Origin of the sequence: Okeania sp. SIO2C2, from assembly GCF_010692625.1 — a bacterium.
GTDB lineage: Bacteria > Cyanobacteriota > Cyanobacteriia > Cyanobacteriales > Microcoleaceae > Okeania > Okeania hirsuta.
In genome coordinates, this window is the sequence record NZ_JAAHGM010000073.1 from 14,683 (window position 1) to 33,328 (window position 18,646).

At 37.8% G+C, this 18,646-nt stretch carries 13 protein-coding genes and 5 pseudogenes; 13 read left to right on the forward strand and 5 right to left on the reverse strand.

The window, feature by feature from the left end:
- Window positions 1-97: 97 nt before the first annotated feature.
- The 3 genes and pseudogenes from F6K18_RS31290 (at window position 98) to psaK (ending at window position 2,199) form a co-directional block, all read left to right on the forward strand.
- Window positions 98-559 carry a GNAT family N-acetyltransferase gene (locus F6K18_RS31290; RefSeq protein WP_287275049.1) on the forward strand — a complete coding sequence of 154 codons (462 nt, stop codon included), beginning with the start codon at window positions 98-100 and terminating at the stop codon, window positions 557-559.
- Between the two features lie 341 nt (window positions 560-900).
- A pseudogene (locus tag F6K18_RS37055) lies at window positions 901-1,172 on the forward strand (choice-of-anchor L domain-containing protein); the annotation flags it as partial.
- 766 nt (window positions 1,173-1,938) lie between these two features.
- A complete protein-coding gene (gene psaK / locus F6K18_RS31300) occupies window positions 1,939-2,199 on the forward strand; it encodes a photosystem I reaction center subunit PsaK (RefSeq protein WP_124146237.1) in 261 nt (86 codons plus the stop codon).
- 197 nt (window positions 2,200-2,396) lie between these two features.
- Here psaK and F6K18_RS31305 read toward each other — a convergent pair whose 3' ends face one another.
- The gene (locus F6K18_RS31305; protein WP_287526775.1) at window positions 2,397-2,666 is read right to left on the reverse strand and encodes a hypothetical protein; all 270 of its coding nucleotides are present in this window, start codon (window positions 2,664-2,666) and stop codon (window positions 2,397-2,399) included.
- A 613-nt stretch (window positions 2,667-3,279) separates the two neighbouring features.
- On the opposite strand from F6K18_RS31305, the gene F6K18_RS31310 reads away from it, so the two are divergent.
- Both F6K18_RS31310 and F6K18_RS31315 read left to right on the forward strand, forming a co-directional pair.
- On the forward strand, window positions 3,280-3,711 hold the full coding sequence (locus F6K18_RS31310) for a L,D-transpeptidase (protein ID WP_375339366.1): 432 nt from the start codon (window positions 3,280-3,282) through the stop codon (window positions 3,709-3,711).
- A gap of 90 nt (window positions 3,712-3,801) precedes the next feature.
- Window positions 3,802-4,551 carry a L,D-transpeptidase gene (locus tag F6K18_RS31315; RefSeq protein WP_287526777.1) on the forward strand — a complete coding sequence of 250 codons (750 nt, stop codon included), beginning with the start codon at window positions 3,802-3,804 and terminating at the stop codon, window positions 4,549-4,551.
- Between the two features lie 1,135 nt (window positions 4,552-5,686).
- Here F6K18_RS31315 and F6K18_RS31320 read toward each other — a convergent pair.
- Window positions 5,687-5,806, reverse strand: a pseudogene (locus F6K18_RS31320) (Uma2 family endonuclease); the annotation flags it as partial.
- Window positions 5,807-5,931: 125 nt separating this feature from the next.
- Between F6K18_RS31320 and F6K18_RS31325 the strand changes: the two are divergent.
- The 4 genes and pseudogenes from F6K18_RS31325 to F6K18_RS31340 all read left to right on the forward strand — a co-directional run bounded on the left by F6K18_RS31325 (window position 5,932) and on the right by F6K18_RS31340 (window position 9,542).
- Window positions 5,932-7,131, forward strand: coding sequence for a peptidase U32 family protein (locus F6K18_RS31325; RefSeq protein ID WP_287526778.1), 1,200 nt, complete (start codon window positions 5,932-5,934; stop codon window positions 7,129-7,131).
- Window positions 7,132-7,582: 451 nt separating this feature from the next.
- The gene (gene crtD / locus F6K18_RS31330; protein WP_287526780.1) at window positions 7,583-9,124 is read left to right on the forward strand and encodes a C-3',4' desaturase CrtD; all 1,542 of its coding nucleotides are present in this window, start codon (window positions 7,583-7,585) and stop codon (window positions 9,122-9,124) included.
- A 153-nt stretch (window positions 9,125-9,277) separates the two neighbouring features.
- Window positions 9,278-9,391, forward strand: a pseudogene (locus tag F6K18_RS31335) (hypothetical protein); the annotation flags it as partial.
- Window positions 9,392-9,416: 25 nt separating this feature from the next.
- On the forward strand, window positions 9,417-9,542 hold the full coding sequence (locus F6K18_RS31340; RefSeq protein WP_287309005.1) for a hypothetical protein: 126 nt from the start codon (window positions 9,417-9,419) through the stop codon (window positions 9,540-9,542).
- A 973-nt stretch (window positions 9,543-10,515) separates the two neighbouring features.
- On the opposite strand, the gene F6K18_RS31345 is transcribed toward F6K18_RS31340, so the two are convergent.
- Both F6K18_RS31345 and dcm read right to left on the reverse strand, forming a co-directional pair.
- Window positions 10,516-10,845 carry a hypothetical protein gene (locus F6K18_RS31345; RefSeq protein ID WP_287526781.1) on the reverse strand — a complete coding sequence of 110 codons (330 nt, stop codon included), beginning with the start codon at window positions 10,843-10,845 and terminating at the stop codon, window positions 10,516-10,518.
- Between the two features lie 203 nt (window positions 10,846-11,048).
- Window positions 11,049-12,251 (reverse strand): DNA (cytosine-5-)-methyltransferase, encoded by a 1,203-nt coding sequence (dcm, locus tag F6K18_RS31350; protein WP_287526782.1) that lies wholly within the window; start codon window positions 12,249-12,251, stop codon window positions 11,049-11,051.
- A gap of 746 nt (window positions 12,252-12,997) precedes the next feature.
- On the opposite strand from dcm, the gene F6K18_RS31355 reads away from it, so the two are divergent.
- The 4 genes and pseudogenes from F6K18_RS31355 to F6K18_RS31370 all read left to right on the forward strand — a co-directional run bounded on the left by F6K18_RS31355 (window position 12,998) and on the right by F6K18_RS31370 (window position 17,954).
- Entirely contained in the window at window positions 12,998-14,617 is a 1,620-nt protein-coding gene (locus F6K18_RS31355; RefSeq protein WP_287526783.1) for a sodium:proton antiporter, read from the forward strand.
- Between the two features lie 138 nt (window positions 14,618-14,755).
- Window positions 14,756-15,754, forward strand: coding sequence for a LodA/GoxA family CTQ-dependent oxidase (locus F6K18_RS31360; RefSeq protein WP_287526785.1), 999 nt, complete (start codon window positions 14,756-14,758; stop codon window positions 15,752-15,754).
- 126 nt (window positions 15,755-15,880) lie between these two features.
- Complete coding sequence (lodB, locus tag F6K18_RS31365) at window positions 15,881-17,044, forward strand: lysine-epsilon-oxidase maturase LodB (RefSeq protein WP_287526787.1); 1,164 nt, start codon at window positions 15,881-15,883, stop codon at window positions 17,042-17,044.
- A gap of 547 nt (window positions 17,045-17,591) precedes the next feature.
- Window positions 17,592-17,954: pseudogene (locus tag F6K18_RS31370) on the forward strand (universal stress protein).
- 454 nt (window positions 17,955-18,408) lie between these two features.
- Here F6K18_RS31370 and F6K18_RS31375 read toward each other — a convergent pair.
- Window positions 18,409-18,646: pseudogene (locus F6K18_RS31375) on the reverse strand (bromoperoxidase); the annotation flags it as partial.

The window sequence follows — 18,646 nt, forward strand, 5'->3', positions numbered from 1 at the left end:
GTTTTTCAAATTTTAAAGAATTTATCTCAACTGACTGAAGGTGACAATCTGGAATAATCATCATCAACAAATAAATCAGCTATCAAAAGAGGTGAAAATGACAGAAATATTATTGCCAAATTCTTGTACTCTTAGACCTGCATCTGCCAAAGATATTTGGTCTATTCGTAAAGTAGTTTTAACTGCTAAAATTGACCCAACTCAATTAATTTGGCAACAATTTTGGGTAATTGAATGTGAAGAAAAATTAGTAGCTTGTGGGCAGTTGCGTAATTTTGAAGATGCAGAAGAGTTAGGTAGTTTAGTCGTTATCAAATCTTGGCAAAAATGTGGTTTAGGAACAATACTAACCAAACATCTGATTCAACAATCAACTAAACCTTTATATCTAGAATGTCTGGGGAAAAAATTAGAATCTTTTTACAGTCGTTTTGGTTTTGTACCTATTTCTTTAACCGAATTACCTCAATCTCTAAAGTTCAAATTTGGTATATCTCAATTAGCTAGAAAAATCTTCAAACTTCCCGTAATAATTATGCAGTATCAAGGAAACAAGTAATATCATGTCCGTTTAATTAGTGATAATAAAGTTCTTAGATGGTAGGTAGTAGGTCGTAGGTCATAGGTCGTAGATGTAAATTCAAGATCTAACACTGTAAACGAAGCAGAAATTTGGGATATTCATTCAAGATCGCTTCAATAGAACATTTTTATTATACTTAATTATCTGGACATGGTATACATCAAAGATTGTTAAATTAATAATTCATCTAACGCTATTCTCAAAAGTTCCAAGAATTGGTGAAAGCAAAACCAACTCTCTTGATTTATTTGGGGAAAATACAACATGATTTTCTTAAACAAAAACGAGTTACAGCAAAGTGTAATTTTAGCAGCTGAGGTGCTTCTGGTGCTTCTGGAATTTTCACCAATGGATTATCATCTGGTATTAGCATAGATAGTGGTATTATTCTGACTACAGGTGCAGCTACCGATGCTAAAGGTCCTAATGATTCAGATAAGAAAACTACCGACAATGAATTGCCTGGAGATTTTAATTTGGATGGGTTGATTTTTGAAGACCAAAAACCTTTGATGCAACTATTCTGGAATTTGTTCAAATTGAAGTAGGCGATGTTTTCTTCAATTATGTATTTGCCTCTGAAGAATTTGATATTTAAAATTTTATCCAATCGCTCTTAGAGCTGATTTATAAAGTAAATATTAAAATATTAAGAGGATAGATACTTTACATTATAAGGGTTTGACACTATCTAAGCCCCAAGGGCATAACTTTTGAAAAGCCCATGCTAGAAAGGGATTTCAGCTCAGTTTACAAATCAGTTCTTATAGTAATTAGGGCTTGCTGATTAAATCTAAAAGTATTTACAGATAAAGGTTTTAGCCTTTTTGGGGCCTTTAAAAAGTGCCTGGTTTTCAGCTCTTCACGCTCAAAAAGGAGCGTATTTTAGGCTCATAGTTGGGCAGAAAAATCATTCTTACAAAACGCCCGCTCCTATCTCCTCGCTCATTCCCATTTCTCCTGTCTCCTGTCTCCTGTCTCCTGTCTCCTACCCCAGCAAAAAGACTTTATGAGCGCAAACCCTAATTATATTTTTATTAAAAATAAAATCACCTATTTATTAACTTTTAAATATTTTTCATCAATAATTAACCAGATAAAATAAAATCACCTAGCTTATGGTTTACCCCATAAATTTTGAAACGTCTATAGTCATTTTTTTTCATCACAAAAACTCTATTGATACCTTCCACTGTTTCCTACTCCCAATTTCTGTAAGAGTCCTCTTAAATCTAAAGCTGGATTTGTAAAGAATTATTACTAAGTTACTCTAGAAGAGAAAATAATTGTATTTTCTGGTATAAAGATGCCACTTAGGTTTTTGATTGACTACATATAATTAAGGAAAAGAAAAAATGCTTTACTCAACTTTACTCGCAGTTGGCCCTAATACTTTTAGTTGGAGTCCCAAAATTGCTTTAATTATGATTATTTGTAATATTGTAGCGATCGCCTTCGCTAAGTTTACAGTTAAATATCCTAGCGTTGGACCTGCAATGCCTGGATCTAACTTTTTCGGTGGTTTTGGTGTAGCTGGTGTTTTAGCAACTACTAGCTTTGGTCACATTTTAGGTGCAGGTGTAATTCTTGGTTTGGCAAATATAGGATCTCTGTAACATTTCCCTCAACTATAACTATTAGCAGAAAATTGTTAATTCAATTTTGATTTATTTATGGCAACTTCCCTAAAAGTTGCCTTATTTGTTTACATAACTATTGCGCAATAGCAATAAATCATCGGAACCAAACAACCAGCTTTTTTATGAGGCAAGAGATTTACCATTAAAGGGAGAAGGTAGGTTTTTCCAGCTTATTAATGTATTTGACATATCAAAAGCTGAAAACTCAGACAACGCCAGATTTTTCCTCCTTCCTTCTGTTGTAGATAACTAAACGCCTTCTTCTTTCTGCTATATATGCTATAACGCTGTAGTGGATTTGCAGTTATATCATGTCCGGATAATGAGCGATAGAACAAAAAAACTTTCTCCTTTTCCTCCTCTTTCTTCTTCCCTCCTGACTCCTGACTCAGTCCTCCTGACTCCAATGTATTTGACATATCAAAAGCTGAAAACTCAGACAACGCCAGATTTTTCCTCCTTCCTTCTGTTGTAGATAACTAAACGCCTTCTTCTTTCTGCTATATATGCTATAACGCTGTAGTGGATTTGCAGTTATATCATGTCCGGATAATGAGCGATAGAACAAAAAAACTTTCTCCTTTTCCTCCTCTTTCTTCTTCCCTCCTGACTCCTGACTCAGTCCTCCTGAGGACTCCGTCGTTTATTTATAAGTATTCAACCGGACATGATATTACAGCGATTTTTAAATGGATGAACCACATAGTCGCGCACCAAAACCATTGTAGGGAGATTCCATAAAACCTCTCTACTGTGGTCTACTAATCATAAAAACTACTGTATAATCAAAAACCAGCATATTTTCAGTAGTTAAGGATTGACTAAATGAATGAAAAAGTCAGAAAAAAATCTTTATCTAGATGGAGCAATAGTAGTCAAAAACACAATATTTTTAGTGGTTTTCATCTGTTAATACTCTTAAGCATAAGTATAGTCATTAGCTGGAACTATTTACAACGAAAAGCTAATGCTTCAACTCCTGTTGAAAATCAAGAAGCTTCAACTAATGCTACAGACTTAATAGAAATTCAGTCTCCAATAAAATCAAAATCACCGATTACAAAAAAAATACTAAAAGAACTTTATATTCAGCAAAATGAAAATATTTATTTAGTCATAAAATTAAGCGATCGCCGTGTCTATATATATCAAGACGAGCAATTAAAAACCAGCTATCCCATTGCTATTGGTAGAGAAGGATGGGAGACTCCTTCAGGTACATATAAAGTCATGCAAAAAATTCCAAATCCATCCTGGAAACATCCTTTTACTGGAGAAATAATACCACCAGGTCCAGAAAATCCTTTAGGGGAAAGATGGATTGGTTTTTGGACAGATGGCACAAACTATATAGGTTTTCATGGAACACCCGACGAAGAAACAGTAGGACAAGCTGCTTCTCATGGTTGTGTTAGAATGTTAAATCAAGATGTACTAGCCCTATTTGAAAAAGTAGCAATTGGTACAACTGTCATAGTCGAACCTTAACAGAATATGAGCAGAGTTTATTGATAAATTAAGCTACTAATAATATTAGTTTCTGATAATATCTATATCATTAATTTTGAGGAGTTAAAAATGATCGAATCTACCACAAATAAATGGCTTAGTCCGATGCTCAAAATCAACAAGGGAGCATATAATTTAACAGCAATCTTCTTAACTACAGCAATTATTATATTATTTGGTCAAAAGTTATCTATAGCTTCTATTTATACGACTGAGACAACTAATAATAATCAGCAAACACAGAAGGAAGCTAATTTAGCATTTGATGATTTGATGCCAAAGCGACAACCTCCTGTTAAAGGCCTCCAAAAATATTTACTAACAGAAAGAGAATCAGTTAATCCATCATTTGGTGGCTTAATGCCAAACCTGAAACGTGCTGTTAAAGACTTTCAAAAATATTTGGGAATAGAAAGAATAGAAGTAGAAAAGTTAACCCAGGTGGTACTTCGCTTAGGAGAACGACGAGTATATGTGTATGAAGGAGAACAGGAAATAGCTAGTTATCCTGTAGCAGTGGGTAAACCAGGTTGGGAAACACCAACAGGTAAATTTGAAGTTATTCAACTGGTGGAAAATCCGCAATGGCAAAACCCCTGGACGGGTGAGGTAATGCCAGCAGGGCCAAATACTGCTTTAGGATTGAGGTGGATTGGTTTTTGGACAGATGGAAAAGATACCATTGGGTTTCATGGTACTCCCACTGTAGAATCCATTGGATATGCTGCATCTCACGGTTGTGTGCGGATGCGGAATGAAGATGTGATTGCTTTATTTGAAAAAGTACAGGTGGGTACAACTGTGGTCGTGGAGCCATAGTTTACATAGCTAGATCGCCGAACTTGAGATAATGAATTAAAAGTCTGAGGGAATGCTTGAGCAGATCTAGAGATTTGGAGCTTTAATATCCTGACTATATCCAGGTGAATTATAAAAATCAACAAACTGGTAACCACATTAGACACAAATGCAGTTTTGCTTATGTCTTCGATGGCCATTTTTACGGATATGTTTGCTAATATCAAATCCGGGGGAATTGGACATAAAAAAAATCTCCAATTGTCATAACTACTAAATCTTTGTGATTCTTTCTCCTGCTGACTCTTGACTCCTGACTCCTCCTGAGTTAACCAATCTATAACTGTTTAACCGGATTTGATATAAGACACTCTGGACATTGCATAGAAAATTAAACTCCAACTTTATAGTACTTAGAGATTTTATCTGGACTTTAGGAAAAAATAGGTTAAAAATAAGGTCAAAACCTGATACAGCAAAATTTTTACATTAAATCAGTCGTTTTCTTGATATATCTAGGTTTCAGCTATTTTAAGCCACTTAAGGTATTTTTCCTGCTAATACTGGGTTTAAAGCCATTTTCGGTGTGAAAAATCCAAAAGTACAGTTATCCGATCCATAGCTCTTGGTGCATTCAATTCATCTTTATATTTACCAACGTCAGCCACAAAGATTTCAGGATTTTACGAAGCTAGTGTCTAGCTGCAAAAATTAGTAATATTATTTTTGAGTTGACTTCGTTTGAGTTTAGGTGAGTTTAGGCTTTTTTCATTCCTCTAATAAATAGGGCTTGCTGATTAAATCTAAAAGTATTTACAGATAAAGGTTTTAGCCTTTTTGGGGCCTTTAAAAAGTGCCTGGTTTTCAGCTCTTCACGCTCAAAAAGGAGCGTATTTTAGGCTCATAGTTGGGCAGAAAAATCATTCTTACAAAACTTAGCTCCTATCTCCTCTAAATTCCCATTTCTCCTGTCTCCTGTCTCCTGTCTCCTGTCTCCTACCCCAGCAAAAAGACTTTATGAGCGCAAACCCTAAATAGATCAGGACTTACGCAACGGCACCAATAATAGTGGTTACATCAGGAATAATGAGCAAATAATACACTATATGTAGCGGTACTGCGTAATTCCTGTAGATTAACTGATACAATTAGACACTAGATTATGGTAGATGACCATTATCCAGCGAAATTGAACTGTATTATCTGCTATTGGTTGGCAGTCACTATCGGGAGAAAAAATTTCTTGATGGGTTTTGGTTTCGAGCTGTTTCACTATCGTTTTTTGTTCGTTCAAAATTTCCGCAAAACCTCTATATTTTAATTATAGTGTTGATTCTGATTCTTCAAACCATAGTTGAGCGATCAAGCTAAAATATTTAAGTTAATCACTATATATATAATATGTGGAAACCAGAATTGTTAGCTCCTGCTAAAAATCTCGAACGTCTAAAAGTTGCTGTTACCTATGGCGCGGATGCTGTTTATGTGGGAGGGCAAAAATACGGTTTACGGGCGCGAGCAGATAATTTTTCTGACTATGACTTAGAATACGGAGTAAATTTTGCCCACCAAAATAATGCTAAAGTTTATCTGACTCTGAACGCTTTTCTCCACGATGATGACTTTGAGGGATTAGCAGAATATTGTCAATTTCTGGAATCTATTGGTGTAGATGGTGTGATTGTTTCTGACTTAGGGGTTTTGCGAGTAGTGAAAAATAGTTCTAATCTTGACATTCATCTCTCGACTCAAGCGTCTTGTCTTAATTCTTATGCAGGGCAAATGTGGAAAGAATTTGCTGTGAAGCGTTTAATTGTGGGGCGAGAAGTCAGTGTGGCAGAGGGTGGGTTGATTCGTAGACAAACTGGTATTGATGTGGAGATGTTTATTCACGGTGCTATGTGTATGGCTTTTTCTGGTAATTGTACAATCTCCAATTTTACTGCAGGTCGAGATTCTAATCGTGGTGGATGTATTCAGTCATGTCGTTTTCCCTATCAGTTGGAGGCAAAAACAGACGATCGACCAGTAACGTTTATGTCTTCTAAAGATTTGTGGGGTATTCATCAAGTAGGAGCGTTTTTTGAGCATCAAATTTGTTCTCTGAAAATAGAGGGGCGAATGAAATCATCGTTTTATGTAGCGATGACTTGTAGAGCTTATCGTCAAGCGATCGATGCTTATGCAGAAGGGAGGTTGACTCCAAAGTTAGTCAATCAGATTAGTGGTGAATTAGAATCTGTGCCTCACCGTGACTATTCTTCTGCTTCATTGGAAACTCCTGCAGGAAATGATTCTGTATATAAGCAGTTGGAAAGTAGTAGGGGTACTCACGAATATCTTGGTATTGTGATGGAGACAACACCAGAAAATATAGTTTTGCAACTGGTTGAGTCTGTAGAAGTGGGAGATGAAATCGAGATTATTCCTATGTATGGAGAGATAGTGCGTTGGAGAGTTAGTCAGCTTATTTCTGTGGTAGGCGATCGCCTTGAGAAAATGCGCGCTGGTAATGTTGTTTGTATTCCTAGAACTGCAGCACCAGATATCTTGAATAACGTAACAAAATTAAATATAGTTAGAGTCTCACCAGTAAATTGATGATTTGACAAAATTATATAGCAGGCAGGGAACAGGGAACAGGGAACAGTGGGAAAAATATTTCCCTATCATATTATTCGGATCATATCATGTCCGCTTGAATACGGAGTTGCACATTTTTGTCTACACTTGAACTAGCAATACTTTGAAAGAGGTTTGAAGAAGGAGACAGCTATACTGGAGACAGCTATACTGGAGACAGGAGGAAAATTACATGGGGATAGTCAACGACCTGCCGCTCCGCGTCTACGCTCCCCCAAGTAATTTTGAACACCCCCGTTGACGGTGGGGTATTCAACCCACAAAGAAAATGATAAATAACAATTAACATAAAAATCATGCCTAATTTTTTATAGACATTTTCTCCTTGTTCTGTTCTGGCCTTGCCCAAAAAGCCGATCAAATGATAGATTATATTAATATTTAATTAAGAAATATTAAGATAAATTCTATGTTCTCTAAAAATACTATACAAAAATCAAAAATTGTGGTATGTGGCGCAGGTGTTGGTGGCCTAACAACAGGAGCATTACTGGCCCATAGAGGCTATCAAGTCCACATATTCGACCAAGCGATCGTTCCTGGTGGTTGCGCTTCTACTTTTAAACGACGCGGTTTCACTTTTGATGTTGGTGCTACTCAAGTAGCAGGTTTAGAAACTGGTGGTATTCATCACCGGATTTTCTCTGAGTTGGAAATCGACATTCCGAACGCCACCAACTGCGACCCTGCCTGTGCCGTATTTTTACCAGGAGAAACTCAACCTATTAATGTTTGGCGCGACCCCAAAAAATGGCAACAAGAGAGACTTTCTCAGTTTCCCGGTAGCGAACCATTTTGGCAACTAATGACAAAATTATTTAAGGCAAGTTGGAAGTTTCAAGGGCGAGACCCAGTTTTACCACCGCGCAATATCTGGGATATGTGGCAGTTAGCAAAAGCAGTACGCCTGGATACTTTGATTACAGTGCCATTTACTTTGATGACGGTGGCGGATGCACTACGGTTGTATGGATTGAATGATAATCTACGGTTGAAAACATTTCTGGATTTACAACTGAAACTTTACTCTCAAGTAGGTACAGAAGAAACAGCTCTACTTTATGCTGCTACCGCTTTAGCTGTTTCCCAAGCTCCCCAAGGTTTGTATCATCTTGAGGGAAGTATGCAGGTATTAAGCGATCGCCTGGTTACAGCTTTAGAAAGAGACGGAGGACAACTCTTGATGGGTCATACTGTGGAACAGATATATATAGATAAGGGTAAAGCTACTGGTGTCAGAGTCAAAAATCAAAAAACTGGAGAAACTTGGGTAGAAACTGCCGACCATATTGTGGCTAATGTCACCGTGCAAAACTTAGTAAAGTTAGTGAAAGATGAAAATCAGACCTCTCACCCAATACCCGGTTACAAACGCCGAGTGAATAAACTCCCCTCACCATCGGGTGCATTTGTGGTTTATTTGGGAGTAGATGAAAGTGCTATTCCACCAAACTGTCCGCCTCATTTGCAGTTTTTCTACAATTATGACGGTCCCATTGGAGAAAATAATTCTTTGTTTGTATCAGTGAGTCATCCGGGAGACGGTCGCGCTCCCACAGGTAAAGCAACAATTACAGCTTCAAGTTTTACCGATACTCAAATTTGGAGACATTGCAAAGATTATCAGGGGTTGAAGCAGCAATATGCAGAGGAGGCGATCGCTCGTTTGAGTGAATATTTTTATTTAAAACCAGAAACAATAGTTCATCAAGAAGCGGCTACACCTCGTACTTTTGTTAAATTTACGGCACGAGATGAAGGTGTTGTCGGTGGTGTCGGTCAGCGTCTTTCAACTTTCGGACCTTTTGGATTTGCCAATCGTACTCCCATTCAGGATTTATGGTTGGTAGGAGATTCAACTCATCCAGGAGAGGGTACGGCAGGAGTGTCTTATTCAGCGTTGACTGTGGTGCGACAGATTGAAACTGAGAGTAATATTATGTCTGGTTGAATACTTATACAAGGAAGGCAGAGGACAGAAGTCAGAAGGGAAAGAAAAGTTCAAATAGTACCGAATAAATACTGAAATTATCTTTACTTTTGTTCCTTCTTTCTTTCTTCCCTCCTGAGTTTTGATTCCTGAGTTCTGACTCCTCGCTAAGTTATTTACTATTTAAATAAAAAAGGGTCTTTAATTGAAGAAATAACAGTTCAAAATCTCGACCACTTAGGAATAGTAGCAGGACTAATTGACGAGATAGGAATTGTGGAAATAATTAGGGTTTGCTGAAAAAGTCTTATGGGTGAGGGTAGGAGTCAGGAGACAGGAGACAGGAGACAGGAGAAATGGGAATTATAGAGGAGTTAGTAGGAAGAATAGTCCCTTGATTTTTCTGCGCAACTATGCGCCTAAAATACTAATTTTTTGAACCATTACGACCTAAAAGCTTGGACTTTTTTTAACTAAAAAAGGCTAAAACCTTTATATATCAATGCTTTTATCTTTAATCAGCAAACCCTAATTAACAAAAATTAGGAGTAGATAATCGAGAAAAAAAGATAGCATTAAAGCTAGTAAAACAGTTGAAAAAACTGGATTTGATACAGTTACTCAGGCTCAAAATTACTTGAAATCCATCAACAAAAAACTGAAATTATGGGCTGAAATTCCGGTCGCGATTAATGTATCTTTTTGTATTACATTATGAATTACAAAATATTGGTTTCAAGATAATTGAGAAGAACATTTTTATTATGTCTAAGAGCACATCTCACTTTTGATCTTCGTAGGTTGGGTTGACGTTAGGGAACCCAACAATTGCAACGTTAATAACATCTATTTGTTGGGTTTATCCTACGGATAAGCTCCGAAGAGCGTGCCTCAAACCAACCTACGACATTAATAATTTTTGCAAATAAATATGAGATGCACCCTACGTCTAATTAATGAGACTTGATATCAGGAGTTAGTTTAATTCCAAACTATTAATAAAGTACACAAATAGCTTGCTTTAATTTTTTTTGTCAAATCATCAATCTTTTATAGATTTTTTCTTATCCTATATTCCTATATACAGCATCTTTCATATCAGTGAGGTACATCTGTTGCGGGCAAGATACCCGCACTACAAAGATCATTAATATTTGTACCTCATATATCTGCAATCTGCTATATATATTAGACTTGTCGCTTTATAACTATAAAAAACTGCTAAACCCTTATCATGTAAGGATTTTAGCAATTTCCAGTGCAAAACGTATGGAATTACTACTGTGTCTTAATTTGAGCGATTTTTTCTATCTATTTAGCGACAACTCTATTTTATAAATCTCCGAAAAATGGTAATAGTTAATAGCTTTAAATCAATAACTTGTTTTTCATAAAAACTAATAAATTATTGCTTATTCCATCTGAAAATGATAACTGGTATGACTGCCATTTGGATATAAAAAAGTACAGACCACAGCAACTTTTGGATTATAATTATCAATCAAATTTCCTAAACCAGCTTGTTGCCAATCACTAATCATTGTTCCTATTTGACTCATCGGTTTAAACTTAACTTGCCAGTCTGCTAAAACGGTACTATTTTCTTCTAACTGTCTAAAAATTATTACCGTGCCTTTTTCGGAAAGAAGTTGATATCCTTGATGGGCGATCGCTGCTATTTTTTCAGCATTTGCTTCTATTACTGCTAATTGTTGTTCTTTTGATTCTAGGGAATTTTCCATTCTTTTTATCCTTTTTTTATCATTTAACTTTTCTAATTTATCATCTTTTTAATTTATGTTCAATATAAATCTCCAAAAATCAAAAATAAAATCAATTATTATCCATAAATTATCAATTATTCCTCCCTGTTCCCTGTTCCCTGTTCCCTGTTCCCTATTCCCTAAATCAAAAATAAAATCAATTATTATCCATAAATTATCAATTATTCCTCCCTGTTCCCTGTTCCCTGTTCCCTATTCCCTAAATCAAAAATAAAATCATCAGGAAAACCTTGTAATCTTGCTGCTTCCCTAGGAGTAATTTTCCTAACTCTATTTTGATGATAAATACCTAATATATTGGCATCACTTGCCACTAAAGTTACAGCAATTTTATCCGGGTCTAAAAACTTGTAGACTTCAAAAGAAAAATTACCTGCTACTGGTTTATATTTTGACTCAACTATTTGCAGATAAATTTTACTAACTAAAGAATTGAGCAATTTTTCTAACTGAGGATTAGTAAAAAAACTAGCTATTTGCTCATTGCTCAACAATTTACCATCTTGATGTTTACCAAATTGACTATTTCTCCGTTTCAAAATCAAACAGTTCATTAATTCTATTTCTTCAACACTACATTTACCCCTCAATCCTAACTCCCAAGAATGAATCGAATTTCCACCCCGATAATCAATTAATCTCATGCCATGTAATTTACTTAAATCTCCTTTTAATCTCTGTTTTAATTCTGCCACAAATCTTTCCGAACAATTATATTTTTCCTCTGGATTATCTTCCAAAATATCCGCCACAGTTATAGATTTTTTCAGAGGATAAAATAAAGATAATTGTTGGGGATGATAAGAATGAGAATCTTTCGGACTAAGGTCAGAAATTAAATTAAATTTTGGCGTACTATCTAAAACTCCCAATATATAAACTCGGAGACGATTTTGGGGTAAATCAAAAATCGCGCTATTCAATAAAAATATGTCAAAACTGTAGCCTCTGCTTTGAATTTCATATTTAATAGTTTCAATTGTTCTACCTTGATCATTAGTCAGCAAACCACGAACATTTTCAAATATAAAAGCTTGGGGTTTATATGTATCTATTAATCTGGTAATCTCAAAAAAAAGCGTACCTCTAGTATCCACAAATCCGGCTTTTTTTCCAGCAGAAGAAAAAGATTTACAAGGAAATCCTGCTAATAATATTTGATATGGTGGTAACTTTTCAATTTTGCGGATATCTCCTAAAGAAAATTCAGCAAATTTTTTTTCATAAACTAAACCAGCGTCGGGATTTATTTCACTACTTAATACACATTCAGTTTCAATGTTTAAATATTCGGCAGCTTGTTCAAAACCTAATCTCATTCCACCAATACCAGCAAATAAGTCAATAAAGCACATTTTGGTCATTTTTTAATTGATGATTTTATAGCATTTTGTAGGTTGGTTTGACGTTAAGGAAACCCAACAAATACTGTAGCATCAAATTTTTGGCATTGCTCAGGGGTGGAATGAATATAAGTGGGAACGGCATCCTTCTCACCTGAAAATATCAGGAACGGGCAAGATATATATTCCACAAAAGTATTAAAATCATCCCGTATTTATGCAAGGCTAATTTTTCACCCTACAAATATTACTTTGGAATTTTGAGTTTGGAATTTTGACTTCAGTTTTTTGGCATTGCTCAGGGGTGGAATGAATATAAGTGGGAACGGCATCCTTCCCACCTGAAAATATCAGGAACGGGCAAGATATATATTCCACAAAAGTATTAAAATCATCCCGTATTTATGCAAGGCTAATTTTTCACCCTACAAATATTACTTTGGAATTTTGAGTTTGGAATTTTGACTTCAGTTTTTTGGCATTGCTCAGGGGTGGAATGAATATAAGTGGGAACGGCATCCTTCCCACCTGAAAATATCAGGAACGGGCAAGATATATATTCCACAAAAGTATTAAAATCATCCCGTATTTATGCAAGGCTAATTTTTCACCCTACAAATATTACTTTGGAATTTTGAGTTTGGAATTTTGACTTCCCTTTGTAGATTGGGTTGACCTTAAGGAAACCCAACAAATACCAATTTTGTGTTGGGTTGCGCTGGCGCTTAACCCAACCTACTATTATATTAATTGTTAATTATTGAATTATGTTAGAAAGTATTATATTGATATTATTAATTGGCTTTTTTGTCGGCGAAATTGCCTTTAGGTTAAAAGCACCACCACTGGTCGGAATGGTATTAGTGGGAATATTATTAGGTCCTCAAATTAGCAATACCATCGACTCTAGCATTTTGCAAGCAGCTGACTCCCTGCGCACGATCGCCGTAACAATTATTTTAATGAAAGCTGGGTTAGGTTTAGACAGAGAAAAATTAGCACAACAGGGAAGTGTAGCAGTCCGGTTAGGTTTCCTCCCCGCAACCTGTGAAGCTATTATCATCGCCCTAGCAGCTATGTGGTTGCTTCAGTTTGACTTTGCCACCGGATTATTATTAGGTTGTATTATCGGTGCGGAGTCCCCGGCAGTTATTGTTCCCGGAATGTTGCGCCTCAAAAGTTTGGGTTGGGGTGTAGCTAAAGGTATTCCTGATGCTATTTTGACAGGTAGTGCTTTGTCAGATGTTTTGCTATTATTGATTTTTAGCCTCTTGCTGGCATTTTTATCCCAGGGAACAACTACTGGCATAACTTTACCTGGTGGCATAACACTAAGTGCATTACAACTATTACCATTTCCAGTAATTTTACAAATTATTCTCGGAGTTATCACCGGGTTGCTGACGGCGCGAATATTAGTATTGCTCTTAGTCAAACAAAATTGGACTCAAAATGCCACCCAGGATACTTTAGTTGCAGCGAGTTTCGCTCTATTGTTAGTCGTCTTAGCAGAAAAATTTCCCATATTTTCTGGCTATTTAGCAGTCATGGCAACAGGGTTTTTTGTCATTGAATTTGATGCACCTCTGGCGCGACGGTTGCGAAATAGTTTTGATACTTTGTGGGTGGTGGCGCAAATAATTTTGTTTGTATTACTCGGTGCTAGTATCCCTTTGCAAGTGCTGGAAAATGTCTTGTTGGTAGGGTTGTTAATTTTAGCTGTCGGTACTTTGGTTGGGCGGATGTTCGGTTGGTACCTCTCGACTTTAGGCAGTAACTGGAACTGGCAAGAACGTCTATTTTTGCTGCCCGGAAATTCTGCTAAAGCAACGGTGCAAGCAGCTATTGGCGCTATTCCTTTAGCAGCAGGTATTGAAGGTGGAGAAACAATATTAGCGATCGCTGCCTTATCCATATTAGTCACAGCACCTTTGGGAGCTTGGGCAATACCTACCTTTGCACCCAAACTATTACGCAAGGGAGAAGTCGATCCGACAAAAGTAGCGATCACTCGTCGTATTGTTTTGTTAGCTGCGGTTGATACCTCACCCCTTGCTGTGGATGTGTTGTTAAAAGTTGCCGAGTTAGCGAGACGTTGTGATGGGGAGGTTATGGTGTTGCACGTTATGCAGTCTGAGGATGCAGAAAATATCGAGCAACTGCAACAGCAAACAAAGCAACTTTTGGCAGATATTCGGTATCGGTTTATAACTGTTGCGGGTGTGGTATCAGAGGAAATAGTTTCTGTTGCACAAGAGTATGGAGTAGCGGAAATAGTTATGGGAAAAAGAGGGCATCGTTTATGGGATAATGTGTTAGTTGGGTCGGTTTCTCAAGCAGTTTTGGAAAATAGTTTAATTCCTGTGGTGATTGTTGAAAAAATGTAGTTTTATTTTTCAATTGCCCTGGGATTATATAAAATCCGATTATATAATATAGGTTGATAACTCTATAATTACTTCAATCTCCCCACCTTTCCCACACTTCCCACACTCCCCACCCCCAACTATAATAAGTGGTGGTAGTTGAAAAAATGTAGTTTTATTTTTCAATTACCCTGGGATTATATAGAATCCGGTTATATAATAAATATATATGGCAACAATATCGTCACAGATGACAATTCTCTTTGCCAACTGCAGATTAAACACGCAGAAGTATCTGGTCAACTCAGCACCAATCGCGATGAAACTGAAGACGCTAACGCAAGCTGTGAACCAGGCGATTTAACGAAGCGCATGGCAATTCCTTGGCAAGCTGACTTCTATAACTGCTCAATTCAGCTAGTTAACTATACCGATCCAGATACTAACAAAGTTGATGGAGTCCCGAAACGACCAACTTACTTTAGCTACTGGTGGCCACCTCAAGCTCCTTGGAACGTCATTAACGGTTTGAATGTAATGTCATCTCAAGATGCGGCGATACAGATACAGAAAGACTCTTTCTATGCAGAAATGGCAGGCTTGCAAATGAACTTCGCACGAGGAATCAACAGCTACTCACAAATGGTGAACGGCGGTTGGGCAAGTTTAGGCTTTATCCGCAACAAAGGGAAATCCGAGGATATTGGAACTACCGGATTAAAGTCTTCCGAATTATTCCCCTATTTTGTGGAAACAGAACGGAATTATGACGACTTTGAATACAAAAAGTTGTCCTATGAAGATGGAGAGGCAGAAGTGGAATTGGTGGTAACTAATTTCAAGTCACTAGAACACCGCCAAAGACCGCGTATAGCTCTCCTAAAGGAACGAATACAATCCTTCGAGAATCTAGAAAAAGCCATGGAATCTGCTCAAAAAGGTTCTTTCACAGTTTCCAATATCAATGCAATTATTGATGAAGGTGGAAAACTGAAAAATCAAATCTCGCAACTTGCTGGTGCAGCACAAGGAAAAGATATTAGCCAAGTCAAAGAATCTTTGCGTAAATCTCTCCAAGATGTAGAGAACTTCCGGAAAATTAATGTCGTCCGCAAACCGGGAGAAGTTCCTCGCTCTGGAAGAAGAATTCGCTTTTAATTAGTTTCCCTTCTCTCCCCCTATCTCATCCCATATAAGATGATCCGGGAGAGTCTACTTTTGCCGAATCGCCCAAAAAGTGGCGATTCGCTTCCAGATTAGGAATTGAAAATTAAAGAGGATAAAATGTCACAAACTTCCAGTGTTGACGTTGCCATTATTGGTGGTGGACCCAGCGGAACCGCTTTAGCTCTAACAATTTGTCTATATTCAAAACTGACCGTTGCCGTAATCGAACAAACAGCATACGATAACATCCGTACAGGAGAACACGTATCCGCAAGCTTGCTCCCTTTGCTAGACTACCTGCAAGTGAAAGAACCTTTTCTCGCAGACAATCACACCCCCGTTTACAACGTTGCTGCCGTCTGGGGAAATTCTGAACTCCACGCTCGCCCCTCGATAATCAATCAAATCGGGGAAGGTTATCTCCTAGACCGCACAGAATTTGATGTCATGTTAGCCGAACAATTAGTTCGTCAAGACGGTCAACTTTACCTGGAAACAAAATGCGCTGAAGGAGAGCAATTAGAAGGAGGAGGATGGAGACTTTTCCTCAAAGATAATTCTGGAGAGTCTTCCGAGCTAGAAACCCGTTATTTGGTGGATGCCACAGGCAGACAAGCCAGAATTTCCAAGCGACTAGGGGCAAAATCTCTCGCCTGCGATACCCTGGTCGGAATTAGTGCTATTCTTGATTTTGAAGGCGATGCTCTGCTAAGAGCAGAGGCGCTTCGCGAACGCTCAAAAACAGAAGAAGTTCTCATTGAGTCAATTCCTGAAGGATGGTGGTACTCCGCGTGGCTGCCCAATGGGACTTTGATCGCGGTCTTGATGACAGATATTGATATTATGCGACAGGGCAAACTCCACAAGCAAAAGCAGTGGGTAGAACTATTATCCAAAGCTACCCATACCAAAGAACGGGTTCGGGGAGGACAATTAGTTTATCCCCTGAGTGTAAAACCCGCTCACTCTCATGTTCTCGATCGCGCCGTGGGGGAAAACTGGATAGCGATCGGAGATGCTGCTATTGCTTTCGATCCCCTTTCTTCTATGGGTGTAGGACACGCAATAACTTGTGGATGCGATGCTGCTGTTGCTGTAGTCAAATATTTGATTAACAATGAAGATAGACTGCTCAAACAATACCAGGAGCGAGTCAAACTTAATTTTGAGAATTATTTGAGCATTAGACATAGGTATTACGCGCTGGAAAAACGGTGGCTAGATTTACCCTTCTGGAAACGTAGAACTCAATTAGCTCCCATCCCCCTTGCAGCAAAATAAATTCGTTCTCTTAATTAGTCTAGAATACCAGACTGCTTGGCGATCACTTTGAATTTTGGGTTGTGGTTTAGTACGACCGCAATCCCTCTATTCTGGAATGATATCAAGTCGGATTAATTGACCACACTAAAACTTTGTTTCTCCTGTCAAACTCTCATATAGAATCAGGTTAAAAACCTATGGTATCTGCGGAAGGAAAGCAGAGGGCAGAAAGCAGCTATGCATAAGGGAAAGAGTAAGATTAGAAAGTACAAAGTTTTTCATACACTAATTATCCGGATTTTAGATCAAAGCTACTCCTGTTCACTGTTGCCGAATACCTTACTATCTATACACATTTAACCGGACTTGATCTGAAGCTATCGCCCCTCTTCCTCCTTTCTATCCCACAATCAAACTTGGCCATAAAATAAACGATCTCCATCAAGGGCGATCGCTACTACCAACACTCCTTTTCTTTACTGTCCATACTGACTAGGGAGAAGTCTATCCCACAAAAGTAGCGTTGGCGTAGCCTAGCGGCAGCTATATCGCTCGTCGTATTGTTTTGTTAGCTGCCGTTGATACTTCACCCCTTGCTGTGGATGTGTTGTTAAAAGTTGCGGAGTTTGCGAGGCGTTGTGATGGTGAAGTTGTGGTGTTGCACGTTATTCAGTCTGAGGATGCAGAAAGTATTGCGCAACTATGACAGCAAACAGGGCAACTTTTGGCAGATATTCGGTATCGGTTTGTCACTGTTGCGGGTGTGGTATCCGAGGAAATAGTTTCTGTTGCACAACAGTATCAAGTGGCAGAAATAGTTATTGGGAAAAGGGGGCATCGTTTATGGGATAATGTGTTAGTTGGGTCGGTTTCTCAAGCTGTTTTGGAAAAGAGTTTAATTCCTGTGGTGGTAGTTGAAAAAATGTAGCTGTGCAAGGAAAAAAAAGCGAGTCACTTTGGGGAAAGCGATTCGCCGTGGCTAATTAGTCCAGTAGGGTGCGTTAGCTGAACCAAGTGGAGTGTAACGCACCATTTTTGATGTTGCTAATTAAAAGCAGAGGTGTTGTTAAAAGTTACGGAGTTGGCGAGATGTTGTGATGAGGAAGTTAAGGATGACCTACAATTACATTAATCCCACCATAATCTTGCGGATTATTTTGATGAGGTATCCAATCGTCTGGAAATTCAGGGTTAGCCAACAAAGGCTATGGTATTGCTTAGATCAGAGGAAGTTAAAAAACAATCGCTCTTGTTAGAAGAAGGAAGCGATCAACTTTTGCTTGAAAGCGATCGCCTCCTTCTGTTTCTGTTTATCCTACAATCAAATCAGACCATAAAATAGACTGTTTTGAGAGTCACCTTGTCACCTCTATACCCAACGTTTATCGCCGACCAATTCTCACAACGTCGCCATCAAAGGTTGGTACAGACAAGACAAAGGGATCTGTAGGATAAGTCAATGCCTGTTCTTCAAGAATACCAATGGCAATTTTCTCGCCCATGCGAACGCTATCGTAATAGTCGGTGAAGTAGTGAACTCCTGCCATGTTTCGACCAATGGAAATATTGGCGGCTAGTTTATTCAGTTCACCTTCAAGAGTGAGAGCCTCAGAAATATTA